This window comes from Sphingomonas faeni, from assembly GCF_003053745.1.
Lineage (GTDB): Bacteria > Pseudomonadota > Alphaproteobacteria > Sphingomonadales > Sphingomonadaceae > Sphingomonas > Sphingomonas faeni.
In genome coordinates this window covers 161,060-177,650 of the sequence record NZ_QAYE01000004.1, presented here as the reverse complement: position 1 = coordinate 177,650, position 16,591 = coordinate 161,060, and the positions used below count along the sequence as shown (strand labels likewise).

Genomic DNA, 16,591 nt, shown 5'->3' with positions numbered 1-16,591 from the left:
TCCGCGGGGGAACCGGATCACCAAAGGCTCGCACAACCCGAACCGCTCTCTTATATGCGCGCCCATGACCGAGATCACCGTCGCCGCGCTGCAGCTGGGCTTCACGCCCAACATCGACCGCAACATCGCCAACGTGTCGCGCCTCGTCCACGAGGCCGCGGCAAAGGGCGCGCAGGTGATCCTGCCGCCCGAACTGTTCGAGGGCGAGTATTTCTGCCGCGTCGAGGACGAGGGCCTCTTCGCCAACGCCGCACCCGTGGGCGAGCATAAGGCGGTGCTCGCGATGCAGGCGCTCGCCGAGGCGCTCAAGGTCACGATCCCGACCAGCTTCTTCGAGGCGGACGGCCCGCATCATTACAACAGCCTCGCGATGATCGGCCCCGACGGCAACGTGCAGGGCGTCTACCGCAAGAGCCACATCCCCGACGGCCCCGGCTATGAAGAGAAGTTCTACTTCCGCCCCGGCAACACCGGCTTCAAGGTCTGGCCGCACCCCGCCGGGAAACTGGGCGTCGGCGTCTGCTGGGACCAATGGTATCCGGAAACCGCACGCGCGATGATGCTGATGGGCGCCGAAGTGCTTTTCTACCCGACGGCGATCGGCAGCGAGCCGCACGACACCTCGCTCGACACCGCGCGGCTCTGGCGGCGCGCCATGGTCGGCCACGCGGTCTCGAACGTCGTCCCGATCGTCGCCGCCAACCGCGTCGGCGTCGAGCACGGCCAGACCTTCTACGGCACCAGCTTCATCGCCGACGAGCGCGGCGACATCCTCGCCGAGCTAGGTCGCGACGACGAGGGCGTGATCACCGCGACGATCGACCTCGATATCGTCAAGCGCCACCGCGCCGCCTTCGGCTTCTTCCGCGATCGCCGCCCCGACCTGTACGGCCGCCTGGTCCAAGACATCTGACCTCTCGATCCTCCCCCGCAAGGGGAGGTGGCAGCGCGCAGCGATGACGGAGGGGTGACGCGGTCTCGATAGGGCATCACCCCTCCGTCGCTTCGCGCCACCTCCCCTTGCAGGGGAGGATCAGAACCAAGCCAGCCCAGCCAACAACGCGCCCACCAGCGCAGCCGCCCCCGCGACCCACAACAACCACCGCCGCCCGGTCAGCGCCGTAATCGACGCCAGCGCGATCGCCACCTGGATCGCGGTCACCGCCAGCGCCAGCTTCGTATGCGGCCGCAACGCCTCGTCCGACTCCCCGTCCGCCGCCGCCGAGCGACGATCGAGCGTCTCCGCCTCCCGCTTCAGTGCCGTCCCGCGCGCCTTGTACCGCGCGATATCCGCCCGGTGCGTCGCCATCTGCGTCGCACCGAACCCAGGCGGCGCGAGATCGACCTCCATCTGCGCGATATGCCGCTTCAGATCCTCCGCCTGGTAATAGCCCCACGCATCCGACGCTTGAGCCTTGATCAGCACCGCCTCGTTCTTGTGGAGCAGCGCCTCGTTCTGCGTATGCCCGCCGAGGAAACTGGTCACCGCCGCCAGCGTCGCCAGGATCGCGGTGAACAGCGCGATTCGCTGGTCGAACGCCTCACCCTTGGCTGCGCGTTCCTCCGACAGTTGCTCATGCAACCCGCGCACTTCGAAATCATCATCCATGTTGGTCGCTATGGCCCTCCGCGCGTGACTGGACCCTGATGATCGCGTGACATAGTCGTCAGCGCGCCATGATCCGCCCTCGCTCGATACTGCTCGCTCTCGCGCTCCTCACCGGCTGCGCGACGCCGTCGACAAAGACCTTTCCGCGGAGCAATCACTTCAACGGGACGCGCTTCTTCAACCCCGACGGCGTGCAGGGCAGCACCGGCGAGCAGAAGCAGGGCCCGGTCGCGCTGCTTCGCAATCTCGTGAAGCCACCTTACCGCAGCTGGCCCGAAGTCCCCGTCACCCCGACGCGGCCCCCGGCCCGTGTCGAGGGCCAGACGCTGCGCGTCACCTGGATCGGCCATTCGACCGTGCTGGTGCAGACCCAGGGGCTCAACATCCTGACCGATCCGATGTGGCTCGAACGCTCGTCCCCGGTCCAGTTCGTAGGCGTGAAGCGAGTCCGCGAACCCGGCGTGCGTCTCGCAGACCTGCCGAAGATCGACCTGATCCTGCTCAGCCACGACCACCGCGACCACCTCGACATGACCGCGATGAGACGGCTCTGGCGCCGCGACAAGCCACTGATCGTGACCGGCCTCGGCAACGACCAGATCCTCGCGCGCAGCGGCATCCATGCGGTCGCGCGCGACTGGGGCGGCCGGGTGACGCTACGTCCCGGCATCGCCGTGATCGTCGACCGCACGCACCACTGGAGCGAATACGACCCCGGCGACCGCGACAAGACGCTCTGGGCGGGCTTTACGGTAACGCTGCCCGGTGGGAACCTATATTTCGCGGGCGACACCGGGCCGGGCGACATGCGCTGGGCAACCGAAGCGCGCGCAGCCGGCCCGGTCCGCCTCGCGATCCTGCCGATCGGCGCGTATCATTTCGCAGGACACGAGACCGACAACCACATCGGCCCGGACCAGGCGGTGACCGCGTTCGAACAACTCGGCGCAGCCTATGCGATCGGCGTCCACTGGGGCACGTTCGAGCTGACGTCAGAGGGGATCAACGAACCCCCCGATCACCTCCGCGCGGCGCTGCTACGCGAACACATTCCCATCAGCCGCTTCCGCACGCCCGTCGCCGGCGAGGCTTGGGTGATCGAGTAGCTTCCAATCCCGGAGTTACACAGGAGCCCGCCGTTCACACCTCCCCGGCGGAGGCCGGCGCCTAGCTGGGAAACGCCTGTCGTGAGCGCGGGACTATGGCGGGCTCGAGCCCGGTCGACCACAGGGTTGCCGATACGGGACGCTGGTCGTCGGTCGAGGTCACGATGCATCTCATCGAAGAGCAGGGTCCATGCCGACCGTCGAGCGAACGGCGCCTGCACGGTCCTGGCAGAGGACCCTCCTAATCGATCAGCCGGTCTTCAGCCATTGGCGGAGCAGTGCGGTGACTTCGCCGGGACGCTCCATCGGTGCGAGGTGACCGCAGGAGCGCAGCATGTGAAACCGCGAACCCTCGATCCGTGCACTCAGCGCGCGTGCGTCGTCGGGGGTGCAGATCAGGTCGCGGTCGCCGACCGCCACCAGCGTCGGGACGTGGATCGCGGCGATCGCCTCGCTGATGTCGGGACGGGCGAGCAGCGCGCGTTGCTGGCGTTCGAAGACGGTCTGGCCGACGCGTTCCGCCATCGCCTGTGCGGGGCCGGCGACGATCGCGGTCAGGCGCGGGTCGGCGTGCGGCGCGGTGGCGAGCAGGCCCTGGCCGACGACGGTACGCGGGCGTACCTCCATCGACGCGCGCGTGCCGAACAGCGCGATCCGCTCGATCCGGTCGGGGGCTTGCCGCACCATCTCCATCGCGACGTAGCCGCCGAGGCTGACGCCCGCGACCGCGAACCGCGGTGGTGCGCTGGCGAGGACGCGCGCGGCCATTTCGGACAACGTATCGTCCTGCGACAGGTCGCCGAACTCGACTTGTGCGACGGCGGCGAGGTCGACGATCTGGCGCGCCCAGAGCTGCCCGTCGCAGCCCATCGCGGGAAGCAGCATCAACGGTGTACGCGGTCGGACCATGCGAAATCTCCGGTAGCGGCGGGTTGCGGGGATGCTCACCTCAGGCGACGAACGGGAAGGCGAGCGCGATCATGCCGACGATCGTCATCACCGTGCAGACCGCGATCGCGGGCACGAGCGTGAAGCGCTGGTGATCGGCGAGATCGATGCCGACCAGGCTGACCAGCAGATAGGTCGACGGCACCAGTGGGCTGAGCAAGTGGACCGGCTGGCCCATCAGCGACGCGCGGGCGATCGCCTCGGGTGCGACGCCGTAATGCGCGCCGGCCTCGGCGAGGATCGGCAGCATCCCGAAATAGAACGCATCGTTCGAGATGAAGAAGGTGAACGGCATGCTCAGCACCGCGGTGATCGGCGCCATGTACGGCCCGAGTGCGGGCGGGATCACGCCGACCACCGCCTTGCTCATCGCCTCGACCATGCCGGTGCCGCCGAGAATGCCGGTGAAGATGCCCGCCGCGAAGATGAGCGAGACGACCGCGAGCACGTTGCCGGCATGCGCGGAAATGCGCTCCTTCTGGTCGGCGACGCCGGGATAGTTGACGATCATCGCGATCGCGAACGCCAGCATCATCAGCACCGACAGCGGAAGAATGCCCCACACCAGCAACGTCAGCAGCGTGATGACGAGCGCGGCGTTGAACCAGATCAGCTTCGGCCGGCGGGCTTCAGGGTATTGCGAGACGGCCATGCCGGTGAACTCGGTGTCAGCGGTGATGCCCGCTTCACCCATCCGGACGCGCTCCTTGCGGCCGAAATACACCGCGAGACCGATCAGGAAGGCGAGGCCGGCGATCATGCCGGGGATCAGCGGCAGGAACAGCGTGGCCGGATCGAGCTTCAGCGCACTCGCCGCACGGGCGGTCGGGCCGCCCCACGGCGTCAGGTTCATGATCCCGCTCGTCGTCATCAACAGGCAGACGAGGTACAGCCGGTTCATGTTGAAGCGCTTGTAGAGCGGCAGCAGCGCGGCGATCGTGATGATGTAGGTGGTCGACCCATCACCATCGAGGCTGACGAGCGCGCACAGCACGACCGTCCCGATCAGGATCCGCATCGGATCGCCGTGGACCATCCGGATCAGCCGTCCGACCAGCGGATCGAAGAGCCCTGTATCCGTCATCGTCGAGAAGAACAGGATCGCGAACAGCAGCATGACGCCGGTCGGCGCGAGGTTCTTGATGCCGTCGATCATCATCGGGCCGAGACCCGCGGCCTCGCCCGCGAACACGCCGAAGAGCGACGGAATCACGATGAGCGCGACCAGCGGCGTCATCTTCTTGGTCATGATCAACGTCATGAACGTGGCGACCATCAGGAAGCCGAGCAGGGCAAGGTTCATCGCATCGTCCTAGGAAAGGGCGTGAATAGGGGGGTGGGGGATGTGGCAGACGTCGCCGCAGTTACCGTCGCGGGGACCGCCACACGGGCGGCCGCAAGCACCCCGTCATCCTGACGAAAGTCAGGATTGAGGGTTACGGAGCGTGGTCCCTTGTGGCTCTGGATCCTGACTTTCGTCAGGATGACGGAGGGGTGGGGCCGGGCCGTCGTGGCAGATCGCATGCCGGCCAGCATCAGAAGGTGACGCCGACGCGGGCGCTGAGCGTCTGCCCGCTATCGTTGCCGACATAGTCGCCGGCGCGGTTGTCGGTGTTCCACTGGATCGCGTTCACCTGGAAGCGGGTGAAGGAGTTCAAATACCAGTTAACCCCGACGGTCGCCGCCCAGCCGTCGCCGCCGGTCAGCAGATTGTCGAAATCGAGGCTTTCGTAGCGTGCAGTCAGCTCGATCGCGCCGACCCCGCCGTCGAACGTGGGCTTCAACACCTTGGGCTGGCCGAAGCTGCCGAGCCGCGGGTTGTATGGCGGCAGGTCGCCGGTCAGGAACAACCCGCCCGAGACGCTCCACGCCTTGCTGACGAAATCGGGACGCCCGCCGTCGAGCCGCGCGTTGCGGCGGCCCGCTTCGCCCATTACCCACAACGGCCCGCGATAGCCGCCCAGCTCGACGCCGTAGCCGGTCGTGCCGGTGCCGCCGATCAGCGGCCCGGTCGACACGCGCAACGCGCCGTTGAAGCGGCCGCCGATCACCGTGTTGCGGGTCAGCGTGCCGGCGACCGAGGAGAGCGACTCGTCGAAGCCCCACGCGCCGATGTGGAGTACGCCGGTATCGGACTTGATCGGGTTCCAGTGCGCGCGGCCAAGCACCGTGCGGCTGTCGCCGACGGTCTGCGTGCCATCGATCCGGTCGCCGGTGATCGTCACCGAGGCATGGCCGGTCTTCCAGAAGATGCGCGGCATCACGCCGATACCGTAGAAACCACGCTGCGGGATGATCGCGGTCGCGACCGTGGTGCGCTCCAGGAACGGCGTCGAATCCGAGCCGGTCGAGCCTTCGAAGCCGCGATCGTTGAACAGGTGACCGGCGCGAACGTCGTAATCGAGACCCGGCTTGATCTTGTTGCGCCAGCCGACGAACGCGGTGACGACGTCGACCTCGTTCTCCGAGAAGTCGCTCTCGAACTGGTAGAAGAAGTGCGTGCCGACGCCGCCTTCGAGACCGAGGCGCAGCGCGCGCATGCCGGTCGTCGTGATGTTGCGGCCGTCGTACTTCGAGCCGAAGCTGGAGCTGACGTCGGTCAGGATGCGGCCGCGCGGCTTGAACGTGTAGACGCCGTCCGCCGAGTGGAAGACGGGCAGGCCGGCGCCCCATTCGGTGGTCACGCCCGACGGATTGTCGCGTGCGGCGACCGCCTGCGCGACGCTACGATCGGCGGGACCCGGAGGCGCGAGCTGCGGCGCGAACGGCACGGTGCGACGCGGCTCGGTGTTCTGCGCGACCGCCTGCGGTGCGATCTGCACGGGCGGTACTGGCGCGGACGCCTGCGCGACGGCGGCGTTGTTCTCCAGCCGATCGAGACGCGACTTCAGCGCCGCGATCTCGGCGGCCTGCGCACGCACCAGTGCGGCGAGGTCGGCGTCGGTCGGAGCTTGGGCCAGCGCCGGAGTCGCGGCGATCAGCGCGAGTGCGGCGCACCCGGTACGGAAGAGAGTCATTGTTGGGCTCCGGTGGCGAGAATCGCGGTCCAGTCGCGCAGGAAACGCTGGCGCTTGACGCGGTCGAGGTTGACGAGAAGTTGCGGGCCCACGCGGATCGGTCGCGCCTGGCTCGAGGGAAGACGGCGGGCGGAAACGTCGGTGCGGACCGGCCACAGGCTGCGCTTGGCGAGCAGCGACTGGCCTTCGCGCGACAGCAGGAAATCAAGGAACAGTTTCGCCGCCGCGGGGTGCGCGGCCTCGCGCGCGATGAACGCGATCCGCGAGGTGACGATCGTATAGTCCTGAAGGAACGCGACGCCGATCCGGGGATCGGTCCGCGCGCGTTCCAGCGCGTAAGAGCCGATCACGTTGTACGCGATCGCCTGCCGCCCCTCGGCGACGCCGCGCAGCATCGGCTCGCTGGTCCGCGACAGGACGGGCCTGGTCGCGGCGATCGCCTCGAGCAGCGACCGCGTGTCGCGCGTGATCGCGAGGTCCTCCGAGAGATACAGATAGCCGACGTTGGAGCGTGCCGGGTCGAACGTCGTGACGCGGCCATTGAGCGCGCGGACGTTCTTCCGCAGCCATGTCTCCAGCGCGGCGTGCGTGCGCGGCACCTGTGCGGCAGGCACGAGACGCTTGTTGTAGACGATCCCGATCGGCTCCGCGGTGACGCCGAAGCCCATGTTCTTCCACACCGACACCGGCGGTAGCGCGGGCTTTTCGGGGCTCGCATAGCCTTGCGCGAAGCCGTCGTTGATCAGCTTGACCTGTAGGTCCATCGCCGACGACCAGACAAGATCGGCGGACATTTTCTTCGCGCGCGTCTCGGTGACGAAGCGGCGGTACATCTCGGTCGAGCCGATGTCCGCATACAGCACGGTAATGCCCGGATACCGCTTCCGGAACGCAGCGACGACCGGCAGCAGCTCGGCGCGATCGGCATTGCCATAGATCCGCACCTGCCGTTCGGCACGCGCGTCGGAGATCAGCTGGTCGTAGGAGCGCGGATAGTTGGCAGGGCGCTGCGCCACGGCCGTCGCGGCAAGCGCCGACAGCCCGGTCAGTATCGCGATCTTCATTAAAATTCGTGCCATCGTCACTCTCCTCGCCTTCCGTCTCTGTGTTCGGATAGACTGCAACGGTGGAGTACGAACCGAACCTGTCACCAACCTTTCATGGTTTTTCATGCGCATCCTGCTGATCGAGGACGACGCGGCGTTGGCGCGCAGCATCGCGGCGTTGCTGCGTGCGGACGGTAATGCGGTCGATCACGTCGCGACGGGCGAGGATGCGCTGTCAGTGATCGCGGGGGAGCCGTATGCGCTGGTGATCCTCGACGTCGGGTTGCCCGGTATCGACGGGTTCACCGTGTTGGAGACGTTGCGGCGGCGCGGCGAGCGGGTGCCGGTGCTGATGCTGACCGCGCGCGATGCGCTCGACGACCGGGTGCGCGGGCTCGATCTCGGCGCCGACGATTATCTGCGGAAGCCGTTCGACCCCGAGGAACTGGAGGCGCGCGTCCGGGCGCTGGGGCGGCGGCGAGGCGGCGATCCTTTGCCAGTGCTCAGCGTCGGTACGCTGACGATCAACCGCTCGACTGGTGACGCCGACATCGCCGGCCGTGCGCTCGACCTGCGTCGGCGGGAGCGTGCGGTTCTGGAGGCGCTTGCCACCCGAGCTGGCCGGGTCGTCCCCCGAGCGTTGCTGATCGGCGAGGTGTTCGGGTTCGACGAGCCAGTAGGCGACAACGCGATAGAGGTCCATGTCACGCGGCTGAGGGGAAAACTTGCGCCCGACGGCCCCGGTATCCGCACCGTCCGCGGGGTCGGCTATATGCTCGATGCCGGCTGAGACGCGTACCCCAGCGCTGCGTACGCGCCTGCTGGTCGCGGTGCTCGGCCCGTTGCTGGCGGCGGCGATCCTGATCGGCGTGGTCGGCGCGACGCTGATCGCCGACGTCGTCCGCCGCACGAATGACCGCGTGCTCGGTGGTGCGCTCGGCGCGATCGCCGAGACGGTGCAGGTCGAGCGCGGCGAGGTGACGCTCGATCTGCCGTCCGCCGCGTTCGGGATGCTGGAGAATACCGAACGCGACAACGTGTATTACCGCGTTGCCGTCGGGCCGGACCTGCTGACCGGCTATGCGGATTTGCCCGCCCCCGATCCTGCGACGCTCGACATCGACGTGCCGCGCTATCGCTTCGCGCGCTACCGCGGGCAGCAGATCCGCATCGCCGAAGTCCGCCGCTCGCTTCCCCGGATCGACAAGCCCGTGATCGTCCAGATCGCCGAGACGCTCGACAACCGCGGTGCGCTCACCCGTCGGCTGATGCTCGCGCTGCTGATCGGGGAATGCGTCCTCGTCGGTGCCGCGGCGTTGCTCATCCGGCCTGCGTTAGGCTGGAGCCTCCGCCCGCTTGCCCGCCTGCGTGGTGCCGTCGAAGCACGCGATGGACGCGCTCGCCCCGATTTCTCGCCGCTCGACACCGGGCCGCTCCCGAGCGAACTCCGCCCGCTCGCCGGTGCGTTCGACCGCCTGCTGGCGCAGCTCGACACTGCGACCGTCGGCGTCCGCCGCTTCACCGCAGATGCATCGCACCAGATGCGCACGCCCTTGTCGGTGCTGAAGGTCCAGGTCGCGCTCGCCCGCCGCGGCTCGGGACCCGAACGCAGCGTCGCGCTCGACGAGATCGCCGACGCGGTGGTGCGCCTCGAACGCCTGGTGACGCAGTTGCTGGCGTTGGCGCGCGCCGAGGAGGCCGGCGTGTCCGCGCCGCTCGAGGCGGTCGATCTGCGCGAAGTGGCGGTGGCGGTCATCACGCGACAGATCAACCGCGCGATCGAAGCCGGCATAGATCTGACCATAGAAGGCGACCCGGAGGTCAGCCACGTCGTACCCGGCCACCGCACGCTGATCTTCGAGATCGTGTCGAACCTGATCGACAATGGCATCCGCTACAACCGGCGCGGCGGCACCGTTTCGGTGAGGCTCCAGACGTCGCCATCGGAGACGACGATCGCGGTGGTCGACGATGGGCCGGGGATACCGATCGACCAGCGCGAGATGGCGTTCGACCGGTTCGTCCGGCTCGGCGCATCCGGGAGTCCGGAGGGAAGCGGCCTCGGCCTGGCGATCGTGCGGTCGGCGGCGACTCGCCTGAATGCGACCGTGGCGTTCGGCGAGGTGGCCAGCGGCACGAGCGTGATCCTGCGGTTCTTTCACGCGAATGAGTAACCTGCAGCAACATCCCTCGATGCGCAGAATGGCGGGCGTGCGATTTCGTTAACGTGTTCGTGTCACTCGGGAAAAAACGACCGAGCGACCATGCTACCAACCCTCTTCAATCTTCATTTCCAGCATTCGGGCTATCTGGTCGTCGTCGCGATCGGCATCTGCCTGACCGCAAGCTGGTCGGTGTCGCTGCTGACCACCGACATGGCCAATGCCCCGCAGCGCGAGCCGTTGGGCTGGCGTCACGGCGCGCTGGCACTGGCCGCCGGGCTGGGGGTGTGGGCGACGCACTTCATCGCGATCCTCGCATACCGGCCCGACCTGCTGCTGCGCTACGACCCGTTCGTGACGACGGTATCGGCGCTGGTCGGGATCCTGACCGTCGGCGTACCGATCGTCGCGATCACGCGGTTGCGGTCGCACAAGGGGCGGATCGTCGCTGCGGGTGCGGCGGGGGCTGGGATCTGGTGCATGCACGCGGTCGGCATCACCGGCATGACCGACTGCATCCACGTCTTTTCGTGGCCGACCAATGCCGCCGGGCTGGTGATGGGGACGCTGCTGCTGTCGTCGTGGCAAATCAATCGCAGATGGTCGCGCTCGCGGCCGATCGGGTGCCTGGTGTTCGCGCTGTCGATCTGCGTCACGCATTTCCTGTCGCTGTCGGGCGACCTCGTCCTCGGCAGCGTCAACGAGGTGCCCGGCAGCGTGTTGTCGCAGGGGCTGGTCGCTGCCTGCATGACCTTCGCCGTGTCGGTTACGTGCCTCGGCAGTCTGCTGACCTTCGCGCGGTTCAAGACGACGCGGGAGGAGGAGGCGCAGACGCTGAAGTCGGTTATGGAGAGCATGTCCGACGGGCTGGTGTTCATCGACCGCGAAGGCCGCCTGCGTCATTTCAACCGACGCTTCCTCGACCTGTTCAACACGCCGGTCGACGCGATCGCCGCGGGCCTGACGATCGACCAGTTCCTCGACGTCATCGCGGAGTGCCGCAGCTGGCCGCCCGAGAAGCGTGCGTTGGTCGGTGGTGGCATGAAGCGCTGGGTCGAGATGGATAGCGACTTCGATCGCGAGTGCGAGATGGAGGATGGCCGCACCTATCAGATGCAGTGCCGGTCGATCCCGCGACAGGGCATCGTGCTGACGTTCAACGACGTCAGCGCCGAACGCCGTGCGCTCGATAACCTCACGCATCTCGCCTATCACGACCCGCTGACCGGCCTGCGCAATCGCCGTGCGCTGCGCGAGGAGAAGGAAGCGCGGATCGGTCTGGGCAAGCCGTTCTCGCTGCTGTTGATCGACCTCGACGATTTCAAGCGGATCAACGATGCGTATGGCCATGCGGTCGGCGATACGTTGCTGATCCATGTCGCGGCCGAGCTGACGAGCCTGCTGCCCGACGACAGCTTCGTTGCGCGGATGGGCGGCGACGAGATCGCGATCATTGCCACGCAGCTTGGCGACGCGGCGATCGCGCTGGCCGACACGATCGTCGTCCGGCTGAGCGCGCCGGTGATCATCGACGAACGCCGGCTGCTGCCCGGGTGCAGCATCGGCATCGCCGGGTTCGCCAACGACCTGACCCCCGACGAACTGATGAAACGCGCCGACATGGCGCTGTACGAGGCGAAGCGACGCGGGCGCCGGCGTGCGCAACCCTATGTCTCGGGCCTTGCCGAGCGCCTGGTCGAACGGCAGCACATCACCGACGACCTGTACGAGGCAGTGCAGAATGGCGGTTTCTCGCTCGCGTTCCAGCCGGTGGTGGCGCTGTCGTCGGGCATCACGACGGGATACGAGGCGCTGATCCGCTGGAACCACCCCACGCGTGGCTGGATCTCGCCCGATACCTTCATCCCGATCGCCGAGGATTGCGGCCTGATCGAGGAAATCGGCCGGTGGGTGATCATGGAAGCGTGCCGCCAGCTGGCGGGCTGGTCGTCGCACCTGCATGTCGCGATCAACGTGTCGGCGGGACAGCTGAAGTCGGACGCGCTGCTGCACCACCTGACGCAGGCGATCATGGTCCACGGTGTCGCGGCGGAGCGGGTCGAGGTCGAGATCACCGAGACCGCGCTGATCGACGATGCCGCGCGCACCGCGGCAATGCTGGCGCGGATCCGCAGGACCGGGATCAAGGTCGCGCTCGACGATTTCGGCACCGGCCAGTCGTCGCTCGCGCATCTTCGCGATTTCCAGTTCGACCGGATCAAGATAGACCGGAGTTTCGTGATCGAGGCGGGCTCCGACGCGCGGTGCATGGCGGTGCTGCGCGCGACCGTCGCGATCGGCCAGGAACTCGGCGTCCTCACGCATGCGGAGGGAGTCGAGACGCGCGAACAGCTCGAATTGCTGCGCTCGATCGGCTGCGACGCGGTGCAGGGCTATCTGGTCGGGCGACCGGTCGTGCCGTTCACCGATGCGGTCGAAAATCTCGTGCCGGTGTCGGTGGGCATGGTCCCCAGCCCGACAGGCGGCGAGCCGGCGGCTGTCGCACGGATCGCCGCCTGACCGCTTACCGGCAGATCCGCAGCGCGATCGCGTCGAGTTCGCGGTCGTAGCTGGCGCGCTCGGCCGCGCTCAGGAAGCCCTGTTTGGCGATTAAGCGGTCGGTGGCGCGGCGGACCCTGTCGACTCGCTGCCAGAGTTGCGTGCCTTGACGCTCTGTGATCCGGCGAGCTTTCCGCGCGGTGCCGATATCCGCCTGGAGGATGTTCGCGCGCACCGAGATATGCGCCTGGCGCGGGTCCTTGATCGATCCACCGAGATCGCCCTCGATCGCGTGCTGCTCGGTCCGGTTGCAGCTCGGATAATCCTGTCGCGGGGTCTGCGCCGTGGCACCGGCCGCGCCGACCGCCAAGACGACGAACATGAGACTTTTTACGATTGCTCTCCTGCCACGCACCCCATCGGTGCACGAGCGGCCTTACCTGGATCAAACTGAACGCTGGTTGTGCGCGCGACTACGGGCGAGGACGCCACACCCCCGCATCGCGAAATATTGCCCGGGAGTCGAAATGCCCCGCACAACGACGGTATGCTATTGTGGACGTGCCAGACTTTAGGTAGCAAATACTTGCTTGGAACAGAGTAAGAACCAGACGTCCTTGCGGGACGAGGATGCCGATCATACGCTGATCCTGGCGGCATTCGGCCGTTCGCTCGACGCGGCGGATCCTTTCGTGGTCGGGTTCAACGAAGCGATCCTGCCTATGGCGATCAGCGATCCGACGCTTCCCGACAACCCGATCATTCACCTGAACGCGGCGTTCGAGCGCCTGACCGGCTATGCCCGCGACGAGGTGGTCGGCCGGAATTGCCGGTTCCTGCAAGGGCCGGAGACGCGTCCCGAGGACGTGTCGCGGCTGCGGGATGCGATCGGGCGGTCCGAGCGAATCGAGATCGACCTGCTCAACCACCGCAAGGACGGGACGCCGTTCTGGAACCGGCTGCTGGTCGCGCCGGTGTTCGATCGCAGCCGGCATCTGCGCTATTACGTCGCGTCCCAGCACGACGTGACGCTCGAACGCGAAACGCTCGCGCTGCTGGAGGCCGAGCAGCGCGAACTCGAGGCGTCCGCCGCAGAGACGCAGGTTCGGCTCGCCGACAGCGCCGCGCGGCTGCAATTCGCGTTGAAGGCGGGGCGGCTGGGCGCGTGGACCTTCGATCCCGCCAGCCAGCATCTCGACGCATCGGATGGCTGCAAGATCGTCTTCGGCTATGATCCGGGCGCGGCGTTCGGTTATCCCGAGTTCCTCGAAACGATCCATCCGGAGGATCGCGCGCGCGTGGTCGAAGCGATCCAGGAGACGATCGCGACGGGTTGCGACTACGACATCGAATACCGCATCGTGACGCCGACGGCCGAGGTTCGCTGGGTCGCGATCCGCGGCGAACTGCTGACGCGCGCGGATGGGACGGCGCTGTCGATGACCGGATTCTCGACCGACATCACCGAGCGCAAGCGGACCGAGGAACACCGCGCCCTGCTGGCGGGGGAGTTGACGCACCGGGTGAAGAACACGCTCGCGACGGTCAGCGCGATCGTCAACCAGACGTTGCGCGATGCAGCCTCGATGTCCGAGGCGCGCGACACGATCGGTGCGCGGATTGGATCGCTGGCGGTCGCGCACGACCTGTTGCTGCGCGACGAGGTAGAGGGTGCGACGATCGCGGATATCGTGACCGGGGTGATGGCGCCGTTCGACGATGGCGGCGGTCGCCTGTTCTCGGTCGAGGGGCCGCATGTCCGGCTCGAGCCGCGCGTGACGCTCGCCTTGTCGATGGCGCTTCACGAACTGGCGACCAACGCCGCCAAATATGGCGCGCTCCACGTCGCGGGCGGGCATGTCACGATTTCATGGAGCGTCGGCATCGGTGAAGGCGGACGCCGGCTGGCCTTCATGTGGGAAGAGACCGGCGGCCCGGTGGTCACCACGCCGACGCGTACGGGCTTCGGATCGCGGATGATCGAACGCGTGCTCGCGCAGCATATGCGCGGCACCGCCCGGATCGAGTATCGCGACACCGGCGTCGTCTTCACGATCGACGCGCCGCTCTAGGCTCGCTCGCGTCGATGCCGAAACCGCCCCCGCTGACGACTCCCGACGGACGCTATATCGTGGTGCGCGGACGGCTTTGGCGGACCGCGAACCCCGGCCTGGACGAAGACGACCGCGTGCGACTGGTTGCGGCGTTGATGGACGGCCGGCGAGGCGTGGCCGCGGCGAAGCGGGATGGCGATGGCGCAGCAGAGGCGGCTGCGCGGGCCGCCGTGGATGCGGCCAAGCACGGTCTGGGCGAGCGCGGGCCGGTATGGTGGACCGACGGCGCACCCGATCTCAATCGGCACATGGCGCGCACGACGCCCTATGCGGACTGGTTTGCGACGGTGGATGACGCCGCGTAACCGAGTAACCTATTTAACCATAAATTGCGTCCACGCCGGACCCGACCCAGACCCAGCGCGTTGAGAGGCACTGGTTTTACGGGAAACGCAGATGTGCCACGTGCTTGTAATCGAAGACGACTGGCTGATCGCGGACCATATCATCAGCCTGATCGCGCAGGCTGGCGCCACCTCCTATGACCAGGCCGATTGCGAGACCGATGCGGTCTTCGCCGCGGGCGCGCGCATCCCGGACATGATCGTGTCAGACGTCCGGCTGCGTGAGGGTACTGGTCCACTGGCGGTGCAGCGGATCATCGCGGCACACGGCGACATCCCCGTCATGTTCATTACCGGAACGCCCGAGGCATGCGTGCCGTGCGATCCGCCGGCTGCGATACTCGACAAGCCGATCAGCGAATCTTCGGTTATAGAGACGTTCCGGAGACTTGCCCCGCACTGAGCGGCGGCGAGGTACGGCGTGGTGAGCGCCGTACCTCGATCGGCTATCAGCCCTGGATATCGCTCGCGTCGAATTCCATGAACGCGGCCTTCACCTCGGCGGCGCGCGCATCGTCCGCGATGTCAACGGAGACGACGATCTTGCCTTCAAGGGCGGCATCGTCACGCGACTCCGGCGTCGGGTCCTTGCCTTCGGTATCCGAACCGGCCTTCTCGTCTCCGACGCTGTTGTCTGCGCCGTCGGTGGTGATGAAGATGTCGGTCCGCTCGATGCCCTGCTCCTGGACCAGGCGCTCGACGGTCATCTCGGCTTCGCGGCGGGTATCGAACTTAGCCTTGAGGGTGGTGGACATTGGTCGCTCCTTGTTGCGGGTCAAAAGGTCAGGCGGGACACAGATCGGGCGATGCGGCGTGTGCGCGATCGCTAGCGTCGATGTCCGCGAGGTGATCGAGAAAGTTGGTCAGTTCGGTGCGGCGGCGCGCCTCGTCGGCGAACTCGCGGTCGACGCCGAGCGCCCATAGCAGCGAGCGGCGATCGGGGTCGTGGTGGAGCGTATCGAGCTGGTCCGCGCGGTGCTCGACGTCGCCGGTCGTCTCCGCGAGCCCGGCTTCGACGATGTCCTCGGCCTGGCGCCGCAACGCCACCGCGATCTCGCCGAGCGCGAGTTCGGGATGATATTGCACGCCCCAGAACGTCCCGCCGTCGTGACGGATCTCGGCGGCTTGGATCGTCGTGACGGCGTTGCTCGCGAGCAGGGTCGCGTCTGCGGGAAGCGTCTCGACCTCGTCGCCGTGGATCGCGGGGGCGTCCCAGCTGGCAGCGCGGCCGGCGAGCAGCGGATGATCGCGGCCGGCGTCGGTCGGCGTGATGCGGCGAGCGATCCCGGCCTCCATCCGCTGTGGCATCTTGCGGACCTTGCCACCGGCGGCGGCGACCGCGAGCTGCAGCCCGGCACAGGATCCGAACGACGGCGTGCCCGATGCGAATACCGATCGCATGAAGGTCAGCTGGCGTCGGACCTCCGGGCTGTCATCATAGACGTGGAGCGGCGATCCGGTGATGAACACCGCCTCGAACAGGCCCAGGGCGCTGGCCTTGTAGACCTGCGCATCGTTGTCGGCGGGTGCGACGATCGTGATCTCGGCATCGGGACGGAGCTGACGAAGCGTCGACGCGTAGGTTTCGCCCGAGCTTTTGCCGGCGTGGCGACGACGTGCCTCGCGTTCGTCCGCGGTCTCGCTTTCGGCAACCAGAAAATGCGGCAAACCCGGTCCTCTCCCGTTTCGGTTCGAGCGACCTCAACGCGCTGGCGCGGATTTCGTCCGCCGCCGCCGCAAATTTTG

16 protein-coding genes are annotated in these 16,591 nt (G+C 67.3%); 8 read left to right on the top strand and 8 right to left on the bottom strand.

What is annotated here, in order from left to right; all coding sequences use genetic code 11:
• Window positions 1-64 precede the first annotated feature (64 nt).
• On the top strand, window positions 65-913 hold the full coding sequence (gene aguB, locus C8J25_RS09155; protein WP_056064445.1) for an N-carbamoylputrescine amidase: 849 nt from the start codon (window positions 65-67) through the stop codon (window positions 911-913).
• 120 nt (window positions 914-1,033) lie between these two features.
• On the opposite strand, the gene C8J25_RS09150 is transcribed toward aguB, so the two are convergent.
• Complete coding sequence (locus tag C8J25_RS09150) at window positions 1,034-1,609, bottom strand: DUF4337 domain-containing protein (RefSeq protein ID WP_107954155.1); 576 nt, start codon at window positions 1,607-1,609, stop codon at window positions 1,034-1,036.
• 68 nt (window positions 1,610-1,677) lie between these two features.
• Between C8J25_RS09150 and C8J25_RS09145 the strand changes: the two genes are divergently transcribed.
• Window positions 1,678-2,715 (top strand): MBL fold metallo-hydrolase, encoded by a 1,038-nt coding sequence (locus tag C8J25_RS09145; RefSeq protein ID WP_107954154.1) that lies wholly within the window; start codon window positions 1,678-1,680, stop codon window positions 2,713-2,715.
• Between the two features lie 249 nt (window positions 2,716-2,964).
• Here the strand turns inward: C8J25_RS09145 and C8J25_RS09140 are convergent, their stop codons facing one another.
• The 4 genes from C8J25_RS09140 to C8J25_RS09125 all read right to left on the bottom strand — a co-directional run bounded on the left by C8J25_RS09140 (window position 2,965) and on the right by C8J25_RS09125 (window position 7,759).
• On the bottom strand, window positions 2,965-3,624 hold the full coding sequence (locus tag C8J25_RS09140; protein WP_107954153.1) for an alpha/beta fold hydrolase: 660 nt from the start codon (window positions 3,622-3,624) through the stop codon (window positions 2,965-2,967).
• A 40-nt stretch (window positions 3,625-3,664) separates the two neighbouring features.
• Window positions 3,665-4,966, bottom strand: a complete 1,302-nt coding sequence (locus tag C8J25_RS09135) for a CitMHS family transporter (protein WP_107954152.1) — start codon at window positions 4,964-4,966, stop codon at window positions 3,665-3,667.
• 232 nt (window positions 4,967-5,198) lie between these two features.
• Entirely contained in the window at window positions 5,199-6,680 is a 1,482-nt protein-coding gene (locus tag C8J25_RS09130; RefSeq protein WP_107954151.1) for an OprO/OprP family phosphate-selective porin, read from the bottom strand.
• Window positions 6,677-7,759, bottom strand: coding sequence for an ABC transporter substrate-binding protein (locus C8J25_RS09125; protein ID WP_107954150.1), 1,083 nt, complete (start codon window positions 7,757-7,759; stop codon window positions 6,677-6,679). Before C8J25_RS09125 ends, C8J25_RS09130 begins: the two co-directional genes overlap by 4 nt.
• Before the next feature lie 91 nt (window positions 7,760-7,850).
• Here C8J25_RS09125 and C8J25_RS09120 point away from each other — a divergent pair, with 91 nt between their 5' ends.
• The 3 genes from C8J25_RS09120 to C8J25_RS09110 all read left to right on the top strand — a co-directional run bounded on the left by C8J25_RS09120 (window position 7,851) and on the right by C8J25_RS09110 (window position 12,408).
• The gene (locus tag C8J25_RS09120; RefSeq protein WP_208622559.1) at window positions 7,851-8,516 is read left to right on the top strand and encodes a response regulator transcription factor; all 666 of its coding nucleotides are present in this window, start codon (window positions 7,851-7,853) and stop codon (window positions 8,514-8,516) included.
• Window positions 8,506-9,900, top strand: a complete 1,395-nt coding sequence (locus tag C8J25_RS09115) for a sensor histidine kinase (protein WP_107954149.1) — start codon at window positions 8,506-8,508, stop codon at window positions 9,898-9,900. The genes C8J25_RS09120 and C8J25_RS09115 overlap by 11 nt, the downstream gene beginning before the upstream one ends.
• Window positions 9,901-9,990: 90 nt before the next feature.
• Window positions 9,991-12,408, top strand: coding sequence for a bifunctional diguanylate cyclase/phosphodiesterase (locus C8J25_RS09110; protein ID WP_107954148.1), 2,418 nt, complete (start codon window positions 9,991-9,993; stop codon window positions 12,406-12,408).
• A gap of 4 nt (window positions 12,409-12,412) precedes the next feature.
• Here the strand turns inward: C8J25_RS09110 and C8J25_RS09105 are convergent, their stop codons facing one another.
• Window positions 12,413-12,769: a hypothetical protein gene (locus tag C8J25_RS09105; protein WP_107954147.1), complete on the bottom strand. Its 357-nt coding sequence runs from the start codon at window positions 12,767-12,769 to the stop codon at window positions 12,413-12,415.
• Window positions 12,770-12,977: 208 nt separating this feature from the next.
• Here C8J25_RS09105 and C8J25_RS09100 point away from each other — a divergent pair, with 208 nt between their 5' ends.
• The 3 genes from C8J25_RS09100 (at window position 12,978) to C8J25_RS09090 (ending at window position 15,248) form a co-directional block, all read left to right on the top strand.
• A complete protein-coding gene (locus tag C8J25_RS09100) occupies window positions 12,978-14,459 on the top strand; it encodes a PAS domain-containing protein (protein WP_244186924.1) in 1,482 nt (493 codons plus the stop codon).
• A 14-nt stretch (window positions 14,460-14,473) separates the two neighbouring features.
• The gene (locus C8J25_RS09095) at window positions 14,474-14,806 is read left to right on the top strand and encodes a hypothetical protein (RefSeq protein WP_107954146.1); all 333 of its coding nucleotides are present in this window, start codon (window positions 14,474-14,476) and stop codon (window positions 14,804-14,806) included.
• A gap of 91 nt (window positions 14,807-14,897) precedes the next feature.
• The gene (locus tag C8J25_RS09090; protein WP_107954145.1) at window positions 14,898-15,248 is read left to right on the top strand and encodes a response regulator; all 351 of its coding nucleotides are present in this window, start codon (window positions 14,898-14,900) and stop codon (window positions 15,246-15,248) included.
• Between the two features lie 46 nt (window positions 15,249-15,294).
• On the opposite strand, the gene C8J25_RS09085 is transcribed toward C8J25_RS09090, so the two are convergent.
• Together C8J25_RS09085 and C8J25_RS09080 are read right to left on the bottom strand one after the other, a co-directional pair.
• On the bottom strand, window positions 15,295-15,600 hold the full coding sequence (locus C8J25_RS09085; RefSeq protein WP_107954144.1) for a hypothetical protein: 306 nt from the start codon (window positions 15,598-15,600) through the stop codon (window positions 15,295-15,297).
• 28 nt (window positions 15,601-15,628) lie between these two features.
• Window positions 15,629-16,513, bottom strand: a complete 885-nt coding sequence (locus C8J25_RS09080) for a type 1 glutamine amidotransferase (protein WP_107954143.1) — start codon at window positions 16,511-16,513, stop codon at window positions 15,629-15,631.
• Window positions 16,514-16,591: the final 78 nt, after the last annotated feature.